A 15,965-nucleotide genomic window follows, 5' to 3' on the forward strand; every position below is an offset into this window, starting at 1 on the left:
CAGGCTCATCAGCGTTTCATTGCCGGCCAGCGTGTCATTCGCCAGCATCCAGGTATGGCCATCGGGCTGCGCCCGCGCCGTCTCCGTGGAGGCGACCGAACCCGAGGCTCCGGCGCGGTTGTCCACCACGATCGGCCGGCCGAGGATCTCCTGCAGGCGCGGCTGGAGAATGCGCGCCACCGTGTCATTCGAGCCGCCCGGCGGGAAGGGGATGATGATGCGAACAGGCCGCTCCGGCCAGGCCTGCGCCCAGGCCCCCACGGCGAGGCCGGGCGTTGCAAGCAAGGACCCCAGGGCAGTACGACGGCGCATCTTGTGGCTCTCCCGGATTTGATTGCCGCCACCAGACCACAGGCCGCCGCCCCGCCTCAAGAGGCTTGTGCGAAGCCCGCGCGGATCGCCTCGACCAGCGCCTCACCCCCCGGCGAGAGCGGTGCATCCCCCACCGCCAGCAGGATGCCCATCTGCGGCAGTTCCGGCAGCCCTTCGGCCGCACCCATCCAGGCGAGGCCGGGCGGCAGGCGCGTCGGCGTGGAAATCGTGATGGCAAGCCCCGCCAGGGCCACCGCGAAGCAGCCCGATTGCGTGGTGCTGTTGTAGCTGATGCGCACGCGCCGCCCCTCGCGCCCCAGCGCCTCCAGCGCGGCACGGCGCCAGGTGCAGCCGGGATGGGCGGCGGCCAGGGGCAAGGGGTCGCGCTTGTGCAGTGTGGCCCCCTGCGGCCCGACCCAGCGCAGCGGGCCGCGCCAGACTTCCTCGCCCTCGCGCCCATGGCCCTCGGTCAGCAGAGCGAGGTCGATATGGCCATGCGCCAGGCGCTGGGCCAACTCCTCGGAGGACATGCAGAGCACATCCACCTCGATCCCCGGATGCGTGCGGGCGAAGCGGGCGAGGATGCCGGGCAGCCATTGCAGCGCATAGTCATCCGGGCTGCCCAGCCGGACCTGGCCGGTCAGTCCGGGCGTGCGGAACGTGGTGATGATCTCCTCATTCAGCGCCAGCAGGGTGCGCGCGCGCTCCAGCAGCCAGGCGCCCTTGGGGGTAGGCTCGAGGCCGCGATGGCCGCGGCGCAGCAACTCCTCGCCCAGCACCTCCTCCAGCCGGCGCATCTGCATCGAAACGGCCGATTGCGTGCGGCCGATGCGCTCGGCCGTGCGGGTGACGCTCTCGCCCTCGGCGATGAGGACGAAGCTGCGGAGCAATTCAGGATCAAGGCCGGCGGGAAGGTTCATGAGTCATCATCACAATAATTGATGTTGACCGTCAAGATTAGTCGTTTGAATGATGTTTCCCAGCCTGGGATAACAGCGTTGCGACTTAGAAAAGGAACGCACCCATGTCCGCCCAGTTCAGCCCCCTTCCCTCCGCCCTGCGGCTTCCGGCCCGGTTCGCGGCGCCGAAGGTTGGCCTTGTCTGGCTGACTTACCTGGCCCGTTTCTGGCGCGCCTATGACACCCGCCGCCAACTCAACGAGCTGGACGCGCATCTGCTGCGCGACATCGGCGTGACGCGGCTGGACGCGCAACTGGAAGCCTCCCGCAAGCCCTGGGACCTCCAGGGCCGCTGATCAGCGGATCGCGGCCCAGCTGGTCGCCGCCGCCTGGCGCGCCGCCTCACGCCAGGGGCGGCCGCGGGTATCACGGATCGGCCCAGGCTGATCCGGCAGGGCCGCGAGCGCGATGCCCATCCGCTCCACCTCGGCCATGGCTTCGCGAATATCGAGGATGAAGACCTGGCGCCGCGCGCCCTCGGCCAGGCCGGCGAGATCCACGCCGGTCATGGCCGCCAGCAGCGGCGCGCCGCCCGGGTTGGGCAGCGCCGTGGTCAGCCCCATCACGCGGCCTGAACGATCCACCACCGGCCCGCCAGAGAATCCCATCAGTGCCCCCAGCCCGGCCGTGAAGCCGGGGCCGAAGCCGCGCATCTGCACATAGGGCCGCGCCACCCGGCCCTCGGCCAGCGCCCGGCCCAGGCCTTCCGGCCCCATCGCCCAGACCGGCTCCCCCGCCACGGGCAATCCGGGCGCCAGGGCGGCCGGACGCAGGAAGCCCTCGGGCATGCGCAGCACGGCCAGATCCATATGGGGGCTGGTGCCGACCAGAATGGCCGGCACCTCGGCCAGGCCATCCGCACGGCGGATCGTGACGGGTCCGCCCGCCTGGCGCATCACATGCGCATTGGTCAGCACATGCCGGTCATCCACGGCGATGGCCGCGCCCACGGACACGCCGCTGGCCTGCAGGCTGGCCAGACTGTCCCGCGCTACCCGCGCGGCGGGCGTCCCCTCGGCCTGCTGGGCGGGCAGCGGGGCGCAGCCCATGAGGAGCGTGAACCCCAAGGCCAGCGCGGGCGCCAGAATGGCAAGGCGAGGCATGTTTTCCGGCATGGAAATGTTCTGCTTCCGGTTTGATACCGGGTCAGCCTGGCGAAGAAAAGTTGATAATTTCCTGGCAGGCGCAGCGGCCTGTGGAAGATTCCAGGGATGGCTTGGGGATCAGACGCAACCCCGGAAAGCTTGACCTTGCAAAGGAGAGTATTTAGAACATTTCAAGAACATCATGCTCCTCTCCCCTCGCCCCTCGCCCCAGGCCCCGATGGCCGATGCCGAGCCGCAAGCCCCGGCGCCGATGGACCGCACCGGCCTTCTGGCTGGCCTGCGGGCACGGATCGCGCGCCTCGATCCCGGGCTGGAAACCGCCCGCGCCACCCTGCCCCTCTCACCCGAACTGGATGCCCACCTGCCCTGGGGCGGCCTGCCGCTCGCCGGGCTGCATGAGGTGCTGGCGGCCGAGCCCGGGGCCGGCATGGGATTCTCGGCGCTGCTCCTGGCCCGTGCGCAGGCGGCGCTGCCCGGCCGCTCCGTCCTCTGGATCGCCGGCGAGCCTGATGCCTATCCGCCGGGCCTGGCGCAGCTCGGCCTCTCCGCCGCCAGCCTGATCCTGATCCGCGCCCCCCGCCCGGCCGATGCGCTCTGGGCGGCCGAGGAAGGGTTGCGCTGCCCCGCCATCGCCGCCGTGCTGCTGATGAATGCAGCGCCCGACCTGACGGCTGCCCGCCGCCTGCAACTCGCGGCCGAGACGGGGGGCGGCATCGGGTTGCTGCTGCGGGGCGATGATGAAAGCCCCGGCCCCACCGCGGCACTGACTCGCTGGCGCCTCTCGGCCCGCGCGGCCGAAGGTGGTTCACCGCACCATCTGGGCGATCCCGCCTGGGAGATCGCGCTGCTGCGCGCCCGCGGCGGAAGGCCGGGCGCCTGGGCGGGCGAGTGGGATGCGCTGCGGGGCGAATTGCGCGTTCTGGCCCCGGCTCTGCCGGAACGGCGGGCGCGGGGGGCGTGATGACGGGAAAAGAGGCCTCCGGCGGCTGGGGCCCCATATCCAGGACAGGGCGGCCCCAGACCCCTCCCCTCAAGTACTGGGGTCTGGGGCCTTCTCATGAAGCGCGCGGCGCATGACCGGCCGCCGCGCCGCGCGCACGCCGCGCCTGCCGCTCTTCGAGGCCGGCCCGCCCGTGGCCCCGCCCCTGCCCCCCGCCGCGCCCGAGGCGCCACGCGGCACGCGCCGCTTCCTGATGCTGCATGGCGCGGGCCTCGCCTGCCCCCGCGCCGCCATCTGGGCGCTGCGCTTCTCGCCCCTGGTCGGCATCTGGCGCGAGGAGGGGCTGCTGATCGAAACCACCGGCCTGCCCGAACCCGAGCCCGCATTGCTCGCCCGCGTGCTCGCCGGTTTCGGGAAGGCCGGGCATCCGGCACGCGGGCTGATCGGCGCGGCCCCGGCCGCCCTGGCGGCGCTGCTGCGCGCGGGCCTGCCCTCCCAGGTGCTGGATGCCGAGCCGGATCTGGCGCGCCTGCCGGTCAGCGCGCTCGCCCTGCCCGAGGCGATGATCGCGGCCCTGCATCGCCTCGGCCTGCGCGAGGTGGCGGCGCTGGAGGCGCAGCCGCGTGGCCCGCTGGCGCGGCGCTTCGGCCCCGCCATCGCCCAGGAGTTGGCCGCCCTGCGCGGCGCCATCGCCCCCTTCACCCCCATCCGGCCGCCGCCGCAGCACGTCGCCGCCCGGGATTTTCTCTCACCCCTGGTCACCGCGCCGGGGCTGGAGCGCATGATCGGCGCGCTGATCGCCACACTGTGCGAAGGGCTGCTGGCGGCGGGCGAAGGCGTGCGCGTCCTGCGCCTCACCGCCTTTCGCGGCGATGGCTCCTGGCAGGAGCTGCGCCAGGGCCTCGGCCAGGCCAGCCGCGAGCCCGCCCATCTGCAGCGCCTGATGGCCCGCCGCGTGGAGGAGTTGCGGCCCGAACTGGGTTTCGAGCGCCTGATCCTCGCCGCCGAAGTGACGGAGGCCCTCACCCCCCGCCAGCCCGGCCTGCCCGGCGAGGACACCGCGCCCGAGGCCTTGGCCACGCTGCTGGATCGGCTGGGGCAACGCGTCCAGCTCTGGCGCCTCGCCCCGCATGCCTCGCATTGGCCCGAGCGCGCCATCCGCCGGGTCAGCGCCTTCACGGCCCCCGCCGTCTTCACCCCGGCACCCCGTCCGCTGCGCCTGCTGCGCCGGCCGCTCGCGCTGGAGGCCGTGGCCCTGCTGCCCGATGCACCGCCCTCCCTGCTCAGGCTGGGCCGCCAGGCGCATCGCATCACCCGCGCCATGGGGCCGGAACGGCTGGAGCCCGAATGGTGGCAGGGCCACACCGCCCGCCCGCGCGACTATTACGCCGTGCAGACCGAAAGCGGCGCGCGCTGGTGGGTCTGCCGCAGCGGAGCGCCAGGGGCGCCGGATAATCGCTGGTATCTGCATGGATATATGGTGTGATCTTCGGCGAACCCGCCGCCCTCTCCAACTTCTCCTTCCTGGAGGGCGCCTCCCACGCGCGGGAGCTGGTGGAGACGGCCCAAAGCCTGGGCCATTCGCTGATCGGCGTGGCCGACCGTCAGGGCTTCGCCGGCAGCGTGCAGGCCATGGTGGCGGCCGAGCAGGCAGGGATGCGCTATCTGCTGGGCGTGCGGCTCACCCTGCTGGACGGCGCCGAATACTTGGCCTGGCCGAGCGACCGCGCCGCCTATGGGCGCCTCACCGCCATGCTCTCGGCCGCGCGCATGGAGGCGCCCAAGGGCGAATGCCCGCTGACGCGCGAGGCGCTGATCCAGGCCGCACTAGGCCAGGCACTGGCGCTCATCGCCCCCCGCCACCCCGATGCCAATTTCGCCACGCGGCTGCGGCGCGATACGGCCGAATTTGGCCGGGTGCTCGCCATGCCGCTAATGGTCGCGGCGAGCCATCGCGCCACCGGCGATGATCGCGCCCGGCTGGATACCCTCGCCGCCATGGGCGCGCGCCTGATCGCCGCGGGCGGCGCGCGCTACCACGCGGCCCATCGAAGGCGCCTCGCCGATGTGCTCAGCGCCATCCGCCTGGGCCGCCCCGTGGCGGAACTCGGCCTGGACGCCGAACCCAATGGCGAGGCTTGCCTCAAGCCCGAGGCCGAACTGCGCCGCCTGTTCCAGGGGCATGCGGCGGCGGTGGATCGCGTGGCGGAGCTGGCGGATGTCGCGCGCTTCTCCCTGCGCGAGCTCGCCTATGAATACCCGGACGAAATTCTCGATCCCGGCCGCACGCCGCAGGAAACCCTGGAAGCCCGGGTTGCGGCCGCGACGCGCGAAACCTGGCCCGAGGGCGTGCCCCCCAAGGTCCAGGCGCAGCTTGCGCATGAAATCGCGCTCATCGCCAAGCTCAACTACGCGCCCTATTTCCTGACCGTGCATGAGATCGTGCGCTATGCGCGCTCCATCAACATCCTCTGCCAGGGGCGCGGCTCGGCGGCCAATTCGGCGGTGTGCTACGTGCTCGGCATCACCGCCGTGCCGCCCGACAAGCACGACCTGCTGTTCGAGCGCTTCATCAGCGAAGCGCGCGACGAACCGCCCGATATCGACGTGGATTTCGAGCACGAGCGGCGCGAGGAGGTGATCCAGCACATCTACCAGCGCTATGGCCGGCATCGCGCCGCCATCGCCGCCACCGTGATCCGCTTCCGCGAACGCAGCGCCATCCGCGAGGTGGGCAAGGCGCTGGGCCTGGATGAGGCGGTAACGGCGCCACTCGCCAAGGCCGTCTGGGGCGCGGGCGATGCGACCTGGGAGGAGATCGCCGCCGAACACGGCCTCGATGCCGAGGACCCGCGCCTGAAGCTCGCCTGCGAACTGGCCGATGAGATCCAGGATTTCCCGCGTCATTTGGCCACCCATGTCGGTGGCTTCGTCATCACCCGCGGGCCGCTGACCGAGTTATGCGTCGTGACCCGCGCGGCGATGGTGGATCGCCACACCATCGAATGGGACAAGGACGACATCGAGGCGCTGCGCATGCTGAAGGTGGATGTGCTGGGCCTGGGCATGCTGAGCTGCATCCGCCGTGGCCTGGCGCTCATCGGCAAATCCGCGCTGACCGACATCCCGCAGGATGACCCCGCCACCTATGAGATGCTGAGCCGGGCGGACAGCCTGGGTGTATTTCAGGTGGAAAGCCGCGCGCAGATGAACATGCTGCCGCGCCTGCGCCCGCGCCAATTCTACGATCTGGTGATCGAGGTCGCGATCGTGCGCCCGGGCCCCATCCAGGGCGACATGGTCCACCCCTATCTGCGCCGCCGCAATGGCGAGGAACCAGCCGAGGTGCCGCGCGGGCTGGAGGGTGTGCTGGGCAAGACGCTCGGCGTGCCGCTGTTCCAGGAGCAGGCGATGAAGATCGCCATTGTTGGCGCCGGCTTCTCGGCCACGCGGGCGGACCAGCTGCGCCGCGCGATGGCGACCTTCAAGCGCAACGGGCAGCTGCCGCAATTCCGCGCCGAATTCCTCGAAGGCATGGCGCGCAATGGCTACGACCCCGGCTTCGCCGAGCGCTGCTTCAAGCAGCTGGAGGGCTTCGGTACCTATGGCTTTCCGGAGAGCCATGCGGCGAGCTTCGCGCAGCTGGTCTACATCTCGGCCTGGCTGAAATGCCACCATCCGGCGGCCTTCGCGGCGGCATTGCTGAACAGTCAGCCCATGGGTTTCTACGCCCCGGCGCAGATCATCCGCGATGCGCGCGAGCATGGCGTGCGCGTGCTGCCGATTGATGTGACGGTGAGCGATTGGGATTGCGGCCTGGAGTATGCTGTCCCGCCCGATTCAGACCTCTGGGCTGCGCCCTCCGATCATCGGGCGCATGCCGGCCCACCCGATTCAGACCTCCGGGCTGCGCCCTCCGATCATCGGGCGCATGCCGGCCCGCCCGATTCAGATCTCCGGGCTGCGCCCTCCGATCATCGGGCGGGGGGCGCCCTGCGCCTCGGCCTGTGCCAGGTGACGGGCCTGGGCGAGGCCGTGGCGCAGCGCATCGCGGCCGCGCGCCCCTTCGCCGATTTCCGCGACCTGGTGCGCCGCGCAGGCCTGGATCGCGGCGCGATGGAGCGCCTGGCCGAAGCGGATGCGCTGCGGGGCCTCGGCCTCGACCGCCGCGCGGCACTGTGGGAAGCGGCGGCGGTCGAGCACGCCATGGAACTCGCCGCCCCGATCACGGAAGCCGCGCCGCAACTCCCGCTGGCCACGGCGGGTGAGCGCGTGGTGCTGGATTATGCCGGCACCGGCCTCACCCTCGGCCCGCATCCACTGGCGCTGCTGCGCGGCGAGCTCGCGCGGCGGGGTGCGGTCAGCACGCAGGAATACGCCCGCGCCCGGCAAGGCAAATGGCTGCGTGTGGCCGGCCTCGTGCTCGTGCGGCAGCGGCCAGGGAGTGCCAAGGGCGTCATGTTCTTCACCATCGAGGATGAGCACGGCACGGCCAACCTCGTTCTCTTCCCCGATATCTCGAAGCGCTTCCGGCGTGAGGTGGTGGCCGCCCGGCTGCTCATCGCCGAGGGCCGGCTGGAGCGCACCGAGGCGCATGTGCCCATCCTTCACCTGCTGGTCCGCAAGCTGGAGGATCACTCGGCCCTGCTGCACGGGCTGCATGCGCTGGATGGCGACACCTGGGCCAAATCCATCGCCCATGCGGATGAGGTGCTGCGGCCTAACCTCTCGCCCGATCCGCGGGTGAAGCGCCAGGAAGCGCTGCGCCAGCCGAGCCGGGATTTCCATTGATCCCGCGAGAGAGCCTTCGGATAACGGGCCAGGTGAAGCGGCAAGCCGGCCCATCACCTCCCCCGGCCAGGTGTTATGGCGCAAACTCCGCGCGGATCGCGGCACCATGCTCGCCCAGGCCAGGCACCGGCCCAAAGTCACGCGCCCCATCGCTGAAACGCGCGGCCGGGGCGGCCAGCGCCACGGGCCCCTTTTCCGTCTCGACCGTGATGCGCCGCAGCGCCTTGTGGCGGGACAGCCCGGCCACGTCATTGACGAAGCCATAGGCGGTATTGGCGCGGGTCAGCCGTGCCACGCAGGCCTCCCGGTCATGCGCCTTGAAGACGGCCGCGATATGCGCATCCACCATCGGCCGCTGCGCCACGCGTTCGAGATTGATGCGAAAGCCCTCGCGCTCCGTCAGGCTCTTGTCATCCAGGAAATGCTCGGCGAATTGCGCCCATTCGCGCTCATTCTGGATGGAGATGAGGATCAGCGCGCCATCGCTCGTCTCAAAAGCGCCATAGGGGCAAAGCGACGGGTGCGCGAGGCCGATGCGCTGCGGCTCCTTGCCGGTGCCTTCCAGATACAGCAGCGGCACATTCATCCATTCCGCCATGCCGTCGAACAGGCTGACCGCGACACCTTTGCCGCGGCCGGTGATGCCACGCTCGATCAGCGCCTCCAGCACGGCGGCATGCGCGTTCATGCCGCAGGCGATATCGCAGGCCGAGACGCCGACGCGGCCCGGCCCCTCTGGCCGGCCGGTGACGGAAGTCAGGCCGCTTTCCGCCTGCACCAGCAGGTCATAGGCCTTCATGCCGGCATATTCGCCCTCCTCGCCGTAACCGCTGATATCCACGGTGATCAGGCGCGGATGCCTCGCGCGCAATTCGGCCGAGCCGAAGCCCGCGCGGCCCATCGCGCCGGGCGCCAGATTCTGGATGAAGACATCGGCCTTTTCCAGCAGCCGGGCGAGCAGCGCCTTGTCCTCAGGCTGCTTGATGTCGAGGCACAGGCTTTCCTTGCCGCGGTTCAGCCAGACGAAATAGGTGGAAAGCCCATGGCAGGCCGCGTCATAGCCGCGCGCGAAGTCCCCCTCGGCCCGCTCGATCTTGATGACCCGCGCCCCGGCATCGGCGAGCTTCATCGAGCAGATGGGTGCCGCCACCGCCTGTTCCATCGAGACCACAAGCAGCCCCGCCAAAGGTTTCCCGCTCAATCCTCAACCCCCTCGTTCCATGCGCGCCGCATGAATGAATGCACCCCAGCGGGCGTGTTCGGCGCGGATCAAAGCCGCCGCCGCCACCGGGCCCCGCTCGGCGCCCTCGGGCGTGATGACGGAGTCCGTGGCGAGGCGCCGGGCTACCATCTCATCCTCCAGCGCGCCCTCCAAGGCCTGCGCCAGGGTCGCGATGATCGGCGCGGCCGTGCCGGCGGGCGCGGCCAGCATGTTCCAGATGGCAAGCTCAGGCATCGCCAGGCCGATTTCGGCCGCCGTCGGCACCGTCGCGATCTCCGGCAGGCGCTGCGGGCCCAGCACCGCGATCGCCCGCGCGCCGAGATGCGTGGCGGGGATGGCGGTGATCGCCTGGTCCACCATGATATCGAGCAGCCCGGCCTGCAGATCCTCCAGCGCCGGCCCGCCACCCGGATAGGTGACGAGTTCCCCGCCATCGCCCAGGGCGCGCATCAGCATCACACCGCCCATGTGCAGCGCACTGCCCCGCCCGGCGCTGCCAATGCTCAGCCGCCCCTCCCGGGCCAGCCGGCGCAACCCCGCCACGTCCGTGATGCCGGAGACGCGGCTGGCCAGCAGCACCATGGGGTTGGTGCCGATCAGCCCGATCGGATTGAGATCTACGAGGGGGTCATAGGCCAGCCGCTCGAACAAATGCGGGTTGAAGGCGAAGGTGCCGAGATTGCCGATCAGCAGCGTCCGCCCATCCGGCGCGGCGTGGGTCAATTGGCCGATGGCGCGCTGGCCGCTTTCACCAGCCATGTTCTCGATCACCACCTCCGCACCCAGGCGCTGGGCCAGCGCGGGGGCGATCAGCCGGGCCAGGACATCCGTGGCCCCGCCCGCGGCGAAGGGGATGAGCAGGGTGATCGGCCCCTCGGGTCCGGCGGCCAAGGCGGGGCTGGCCGCCAGCCAGCTCAACAGGGCGCGACGTGTCATCCGTGGCATGCTGGCGCCTCCCACCTTTCCCGGCGTGCCGGTTGGCACCATATTGACACAAGACTGCCATTACGGCGCGGGAAGGTTAAGCACCCCGCATCAGGAGCCCAGGCCATGCCCTTCCCGCATCGCACATCCCCATGACCATGTCCTGGGGTGACAAATACCGCGCCGCCAAGCCCGCCCGCGTGACCGTTCTCGAAAAGCCCTTCGCCGGGCTGCGGGAGGGGGCGCGGCTGTTCATCGCCTCCCCCAAGGTGATTGACGCCTATCTGCGCGCCATCCCGCCCGGCAAGACCAAGGATGTGGCCGCGATGCGCGCCGCCCTGGCGAAGAAGAACAAGGCCGAGGCCACCTGCCCCACCTCCACCGCCATCTTCGTGCGCATCGTCGCCGAATGCGCGCTGGAGCGTGTGGCGGGCGGCGAGGCGGTGAGTGCCGTGCCGCCCTTCTGGCGCATCGTGGAACCTGAGGGGTCGCTCGCGCAGAAACTCTCCTGCGGGCCGGAATTCATCGCCGCCCAGCGTGCGCTGGAAGCCCCCGAGAAGCCCGTGAAAACCCCCAGGAAGAAGGCCGTCGCCGCATGACCCAACGCTTTCCCGGCAGCAATCCGACGCGCAGCCGCGCCGTGCTGCACAATGGCATCGTGACCACGGTGGCGACGTCTCCCGTGAAATCCGATTCCATGTATGAGCAAACCCAGGGCGCGCTTGCCGCCATCACCGGCGCCCTGCAGGCGGCCGGCAGCAGCCAAGCGCAAATCCTGACCGCCATCTGCTACTGCGCCGATATGAGCCGCAAGGCGGAGCTGAACCAGGCCTGGGATGAATGGGTGGACCGCGCGAATATCCCGATGCGCGCGGTGCTTGGCGTGCAGCTCGAAGGGCGGGACCTGATCGAGATCATCGCCACAGCCGCCGTTTGATCGCCCTCAGTAGCTGCGCGGCATGCCCAGGACGTGTTCGCCGATATAGCTCAGGATCAGGTTGGTGCTGATCGGCGCCACCTGATAGAGCCGCGCCTCGCGGAACTTGCGCTCCACATCATATTCCTCGGCGAAGCCGAAGCCGCCATGGGTCTGCACGCAGGCCTCAGCCGCCGCCCAGGCCGCATCGGCGGCGAGCATCTTGGCGGTATTGGCTTCCTCGCCGCAGGGCAGGCCGGCTTCGAATTTCTCCAGCCCCTTGTGCAGCAGCGCCTCGGCCGCGCGCATCTGGGCATAAGCCTTGGCGATGGGGAATTGCACGCCCTGGTTCTGGCCGATCGGCCGGCCGAACAGGATGCGCTCCTTCGCATAGGCCACCGATTTCTGCGTGAACCACTTGGCATCGCCGATGCTCTCGCTGGCGATCAGCAGGCGCTCGGCATTCATGCCGTCCAGGATGTAGCGGAAGCCACGCCCCTCGACGCCGACCAGGTTTTCGGCCGGAACTTCCATGTTGTCGAAGAAGACCTCGCAGGAATTGTGGTTCATCATCGTGCGGATCGGGCGGATGGTGAGGCCTTTCGCCGTGCGCATGTCCACGATGAAGGTGGAGAGGCCCTCGGTCTTCTTCGCCACCTGGTCCTTCGGGGTGGTGCGGGCCAGCAGCAGCATCAGGTCCGAGTGTTCGGCGCGGCTGGTCCAGATCTTCTGGCCATTCACGATGTATGTGTCGCCCTGCTTCACCGCCGTGGTGCGCAGGTTGGTGGTGTCCGTGCCGCTGGTGGGCTCGGTCACGCCGAAGGCCTGCAAACGCAGTGTCCCCTCGGCGATGCCCGGCAGATAGCGCTGCTTCTGCTCGGGCGAGCCATGCTTGAGGATGGTGCCCATGATGTACATCTGCGCGTGGCAGGCGGCACCGTTGCAGCCCTCGGCGTGGATCGTCTCCAGGATCGCAGCCGCGGCGGAAAGGGCCAGGCCGGCACCGCCGAATTCCTCGGGAATGAGGGCGCCCAGATAGCCAGCCTGGGTCAGGGCGGTGACGAATTCCGTGGGATAGCCGCGGCGGGCATCGAGCTCGCGCCAGTATTCGCCCGGGAAGCGGGCACAGAGCTTGCGCACCTCCTCACGGATTTCGGCATGCGGGTCTGCGGCGATGAGGGCTTGATCCATGGGGCGTCTCCTTGCCGCCAGGATTAGGCCCCGAAACACACTCAGGCAAGGACCAACGGCCGGGCGGCGCAGCAACGCGCCATGCCGTCCATCACCAGCGCATCGAAGGCCGCCGCGCCGTGCGCTGCGGTCTCCGTCACTGAAGCCGCATGGCCGCACGGCGTGACGGAGGGCCCACGCACCGCCACGTGAGGTTGGCGCATCAATCCGCCTGCACGCGGTGCTCCCGCACGAGGCCGCCCCATTGCGCGATCTGCCGCTCCAGGAAGGGGCCGAGAACGCTCTTGTCGCCCAGCACCACCCGGGCCTGCTGCACCTCGGTCATGGTGCGGGTCACCCGCTCCTCACGGAAGGATTCCTGCAGGGCGGTGAACATGCGGGCCTGCATCGCCTCGGGCGTGCCATGCGGCGCGAAGACGCCCCACCAGGCCTCCGCCTCAAGCCCGGTGAAGCCGCCTTCCAGCGCGGTCGGCACATCGCGCAGCTGCGGCAGGCGCTCGGGCCCGAATTGCACGATGGGGCGCAGCGTACCGCCGGCGATATGCGGCGCCACCACGGCGGCACTGCCGATCATCATCTCGACATGGCCGGCCACCGTGTCGTTCACGGCCAGGCCACCCCCGCGATAGGGCAGATGCGCCATGCGCACGCCGGTCTGCGCGGCGAGCATGATCATCGTCAGATGCCCGATCGTGCCATTGCCCGTGCTGCCGTAATTCACCGCATCGGGCCGCGCCCGCGCCGCCGCCACCACATCGGCCAGGTTGCGATAGGGCTTGTCCGGCTTGGTCGCGATCACATAGGGCGCGCCGCCGATCAGCATCACGGGATCAAGGTCCCGCGTGATGTTGAAGGGCAGGTTGGGCAGCAGGGCCGGCAGCGTCGCGTGGCTGTCGAAGGTGAGCAGCCAGGTCTGCCCATCGGGCCGCGCCGTCGCCACCGCCTGGGTGCCGAGCGAGCCCGCGGCACCGCTGCGATTCTCCACCACCACCGGAACGCCCAGCCGCTGCGTGAGGCCGGGCGAAGCGAGGCGCGCCACCGCATCCGTGCTGCCACCCGGGGCGAAGGGAACGATGATGCGGATGCTGCCCGAAGGCCAGTTCTGCGCGCTGGCAATGGCGGGTGCCGCCAGCATGGCGCCCAAGGCCCCGCGCCGTGTGATCTGGATCATGTTTTCCCCCATTTGCTCGTCAAGTTGTTGTCTATTCAAGCTTGGCACCCGTGGCCGCGACGATGGGCCGCCACTTCGCCTGTTCCGCCGCGATGTAGTCGCCGCTTTGCGTGGGCGACAAGCTGCCCCCCACCTCAAAGCCGGCAGCCTCCAGCTCGGTCCGGAAATCGGCGGCGCGCAGCGTCACGGTGATCGCCTCGGCAAGGCGCGCGCGGATCGGCTCGGGCGTGCCGATGGGCAGCATGACCGCCAGCCAGACCGCCGCCTCGAAGCCCGCGAGGTTGAGGGCCTCGGCCACGGTCGGCACCTCGGGCACCAACGGGCTGCGCGCGCGGGACGCCACGGCCAGCATGCGGGCACGGCCGGAGCGATGCTGCTCCAGCGTGGTGGCGACGGTGTCGGTGATGGCATCCAGATGCCCACCCAGCAGATCAGCCATGGCAGGCGCGCTGCCGCGATAGGGGACATGCTCGATATCCACCCCGGCCTCGCGCTTGAACAGCTCGAACGACATGTGCAGGTAGCTGCCTGTCCCAGGGGAGCCGTAGCGCAGCGCCCCAGGCCGCGCCCGCGCGGCGGCGACCAGGCCAGCTAGGCTGTCCGCGACGCCGGGCCGCACCACGAAGGCGACGGTGGCCGCCCCCGGAATGGCGACGGGCAGGAAATCACGCAGCGGATCGAATTGCGGGCGCTCGGCCAGCAGCGGATAGAGTCCCAGAGTACTGGCGGTGCCGAACAGCATGGTCTGCCCGTCGGGCCTGGCGCGCGCCGCCTCCAGCGTACCGATGGCGCCCGCGGCACCGGCGCGGTTCTCGATCACCACCGGCTGGCCCAACTGCGCCGGCAGCCGCGCCGCGAGGCGGCGGGCAAAGACATCCGTGGCACCCCCCGGCGGGAACGGCACGATCATGCGCAGCGGGCGATCCGGCCAGGCTTGCGCCTGTGCGACCAGCGGCGCCGCCAAAGGCGCCAGGAGGAGCGCGCGGCGCTTCACAGCCCGGCCTCCCGCCAGGCCGGCGCCGGCTCGGCCGGATGCGCCCCCAGCCCCGCCGCGCGGATGCCCATGATGGCGGCATATTCATCGCGGTCCGAGGCATCGCCCGAAACGCCCACCGCGCCGATCGCCTGGCCCTGCGCATCCAGGATGAGCACGCCGCCAGGGACAGGGATGAAGCGCCCTTCGCTCGCGGCGGCGATGGCGGCCTGAAACGCCACGCGCTCCCTCAGGCGGTCCCGCACCACGCGGCTGCCGATGCCCATGCCGAGTGCCGCCTGCGCCTTGCCACGCGCGATCTCGAAGCGCAGCACGCCGCAGCCATCCTCACGCCGGAAGGCCACAAGCTGAGCGCCCGCATCGAGCACGGCGACGGCGAGCGGCAGCAACCCCTCGGCACGGGCCGCGGCCAGCGTGCCATTCAGCACCGCTTCCGCCTGCTCCATGCGCAGCGCCGAGGCGATGGGTACCAGGAAATAGCCTTCGGCCATGCGCGCGATCCCTCCTCCCGGCCGTCATTTTGCATCGCGGCCGGGTTGCTGGAGGTCACGCTATCGCATCGGATGCAGGTGCGGGAGGGGCCGGTTTGATCCGGCGCAAAGCCACCGCCCGCAAAGCTTCCTATAAGAGGTCAACCGCCGCCCATCCCATTCGTTGAAGCCATGGGCACGCATCGCGCGGAACGCCGGAAGGAAGAAGACGCATGAAATCCAAGGAATTGATGACCACCAACCCCGTGGTCATCTCGCCCGAGACACCCGTTTCCGCCATTGCCGAGTTGCTGGCAGCGCGCGGGATTTCCGCCGTGCCGGTGGTGGATGCCGAAGGCATGCCGCAGGGCATCGTCACCGAGGGCGACCTGATCCGCCGCCTGGCCGAGCATCCGCCCGGGCCGCTCACCTGGTTCCTGAACCTGTTCTCACAGTCGGCGCCGCTGATCGAGCGCTTCGCCAAGGCGCATGGCAAGACAGCCCGCGACGTGATGACCAAGGACCTGGTCACCGTCAGCGAGACCGAGACGGCCGAGCGCATCGCGGAGCTGATGGAGCAGAATCACATCCGGCGCGTGCTGGTGGTGAAGGGCGGCCGGCTGATCGGCATCGTCAGCCGCGCCGATCTGCTGCGGGCCATCCTGCGTGGCGAGACGACGCCGCAGGAAACCCATGACGACCACGGCATCCAGCTGGCGCTGGTCAAGGCGATGCGCGCGCAGCCCTGGGTGGATACCTATTGGATCTATCCCTCGATCAAGGCGGGCACCGTCACCTTCCACGGCTTCGCGCGGAACGACACGATGCGCCAGGGCCTCTCCATCATGGCGCGCGAGATCCCCGGCGTCGTCGCGGTGAAGGACGAAATGACGGCGATGCCGCTGATCCTGCGCGCAAGCTTCTGAGCCTGCGCGCAGGCCGCCAGCGCCGGATCGCCGGCGCTGGCGG

16 protein-coding genes (1 of these 16 running past the window's edge) are annotated in these 15,965 nt (G+C 70.1%); 7 read left to right on the forward strand and 9 right to left on the reverse strand.

The window, feature by feature from the left end:
* A protein-coding gene (locus tag LHU95_RS16760; RefSeq protein ID WP_248708100.1) for a tripartite tricarboxylate transporter substrate binding protein crosses the window boundary here: on the reverse strand, positions 1-312 show its 5' end (the start). 654 nt of this gene lie to the left of the window's left edge; the window shows 312 of its 966 coding nt (coding positions 1-312); its start codon is at positions 310-312; its stop codon lies beyond the left edge, outside the window.
* A gap of 56 nt (positions 313-368) precedes the next feature.
* Entirely contained in the window at positions 369-1,232 is an 864-nt protein-coding gene (locus tag LHU95_RS16765; RefSeq protein ID WP_248708101.1) for a LysR substrate-binding domain-containing protein, read from the reverse strand.
* 104 nt (positions 1,233-1,336) lie between these two features.
* Between LHU95_RS16765 and LHU95_RS16770 the strand changes: the two genes are divergently transcribed.
* Positions 1,337-1,567, forward strand: a complete 231-nt coding sequence (locus LHU95_RS16770; protein ID WP_248708102.1) for a DUF1127 domain-containing protein — start codon at positions 1,337-1,339, stop codon at positions 1,565-1,567.
* Here LHU95_RS16770 and LHU95_RS16775 read toward each other — a convergent pair whose 3' ends face one another.
* Positions 1,568-2,374: a serine protease gene (locus tag LHU95_RS16775; protein ID WP_248708103.1), complete on the reverse strand. Its 807-nt coding sequence runs from the start codon at positions 2,372-2,374 to the stop codon at positions 1,568-1,570.
* Positions 2,375-2,558: 184 nt separating this feature from the next.
* On the opposite strand from LHU95_RS16775, the gene LHU95_RS16780 reads away from it, so the two are divergent.
* From LHU95_RS16780 to LHU95_RS16790, 3 genes are all read left to right on the forward strand, one after another.
* On the forward strand, positions 2,559-3,338 hold the full coding sequence (locus tag LHU95_RS16780) for a hypothetical protein (protein WP_248708104.1): 780 nt from the start codon (positions 2,559-2,561) through the stop codon (positions 3,336-3,338).
* 112 nt (positions 3,339-3,450) lie between these two features.
* Positions 3,451-4,803: a hypothetical protein gene (locus LHU95_RS16785; protein WP_248708105.1), complete on the forward strand. Its 1,353-nt coding sequence runs from the start codon at positions 3,451-3,453 to the stop codon at positions 4,801-4,803.
* Positions 4,800-8,108: an error-prone DNA polymerase gene (locus LHU95_RS16790; RefSeq protein WP_248708106.1), complete on the forward strand. Its 3,309-nt coding sequence runs from the start codon at positions 4,800-4,802 to the stop codon at positions 8,106-8,108. Before LHU95_RS16785 ends, LHU95_RS16790 begins: the two co-directional genes overlap by 4 nt.
* 73 nt (positions 8,109-8,181) lie before the next feature.
* On the opposite strand, the gene LHU95_RS16795 is transcribed toward LHU95_RS16790, so the two are convergent.
* Positions 8,182-9,309 carry a CoA transferase gene (locus LHU95_RS16795; RefSeq protein ID WP_248708107.1) on the reverse strand — a complete coding sequence of 376 codons (1,128 nt, stop codon included), beginning with the start codon at positions 9,307-9,309 and terminating at the stop codon, positions 8,182-8,184.
* A gap of 3 nt (positions 9,310-9,312) precedes the next feature.
* Positions 9,313-10,266 carry a tripartite tricarboxylate transporter substrate binding protein gene (locus LHU95_RS16800; protein WP_248708108.1) on the reverse strand — a complete coding sequence of 318 codons (954 nt, stop codon included), beginning with the start codon at positions 10,264-10,266 and terminating at the stop codon, positions 9,313-9,315.
* Between the two features lie 140 nt (positions 10,267-10,406).
* Here LHU95_RS16800 and LHU95_RS16805 point away from each other — a divergent pair, with 140 nt between their 5' ends.
* Positions 10,407-10,853: a hypothetical protein gene (locus tag LHU95_RS16805; RefSeq protein ID WP_248708109.1), complete on the forward strand. Its 447-nt coding sequence runs from the start codon at positions 10,407-10,409 to the stop codon at positions 10,851-10,853.
* Complete coding sequence (locus LHU95_RS16810; RefSeq protein WP_248708110.1) at positions 10,850-11,191, forward strand: Rid family hydrolase; 342 nt, start codon at positions 10,850-10,852, stop codon at positions 11,189-11,191. The genes LHU95_RS16805 and LHU95_RS16810 overlap by 4 nt, the downstream gene beginning before the upstream one ends.
* Before the next feature lie 6 nt (positions 11,192-11,197).
* Here the strand turns inward: LHU95_RS16810 and LHU95_RS16815 are convergent, their stop codons facing one another.
* The 4 genes from LHU95_RS16815 to LHU95_RS16830 all read right to left on the reverse strand — a co-directional run bounded on the left by LHU95_RS16815 (position 11,198) and on the right by LHU95_RS16830 (position 15,017).
* Positions 11,198-12,361 carry an acyl-CoA dehydrogenase family protein gene (locus tag LHU95_RS16815; RefSeq protein ID WP_248708111.1) on the reverse strand — a complete coding sequence of 388 codons (1,164 nt, stop codon included), beginning with the start codon at positions 12,359-12,361 and terminating at the stop codon, positions 11,198-11,200.
* Between the two features lie 202 nt (positions 12,362-12,563).
* Entirely contained in the window at positions 12,564-13,532 is a 969-nt protein-coding gene (locus tag LHU95_RS16820; RefSeq protein ID WP_248708112.1) for a tripartite tricarboxylate transporter substrate-binding protein, read from the reverse strand.
* Between the two features lie 31 nt (positions 13,533-13,563).
* Positions 13,564-14,526: a tripartite tricarboxylate transporter substrate binding protein gene (locus LHU95_RS16825; protein ID WP_248708113.1), complete on the reverse strand. Its 963-nt coding sequence runs from the start codon at positions 14,524-14,526 to the stop codon at positions 13,564-13,566.
* Positions 14,523-15,017: a heme-binding protein gene (locus tag LHU95_RS16830; protein WP_248708114.1), complete on the reverse strand. Its 495-nt coding sequence runs from the start codon at positions 15,015-15,017 to the stop codon at positions 14,523-14,525. The genes LHU95_RS16825 and LHU95_RS16830 overlap by 4 nt, the downstream gene beginning before the upstream one ends.
* Positions 15,018-15,229: 212 nt before the next feature.
* Between LHU95_RS16830 and LHU95_RS16835 the strand changes: the two genes are divergently transcribed.
* Entirely contained in the window at positions 15,230-15,922 is a 693-nt protein-coding gene (locus LHU95_RS16835; protein WP_248708115.1) for a CBS domain-containing protein, read from the forward strand.
* Positions 15,923-15,965: the final 43 nt, after the last annotated feature.

Origin of the sequence: Sediminicoccus sp. KRV36, assembly GCF_023243115.1 — a bacterium.
GTDB lineage: Bacteria > Pseudomonadota > Alphaproteobacteria > Acetobacterales > Acetobacteraceae > Roseococcus.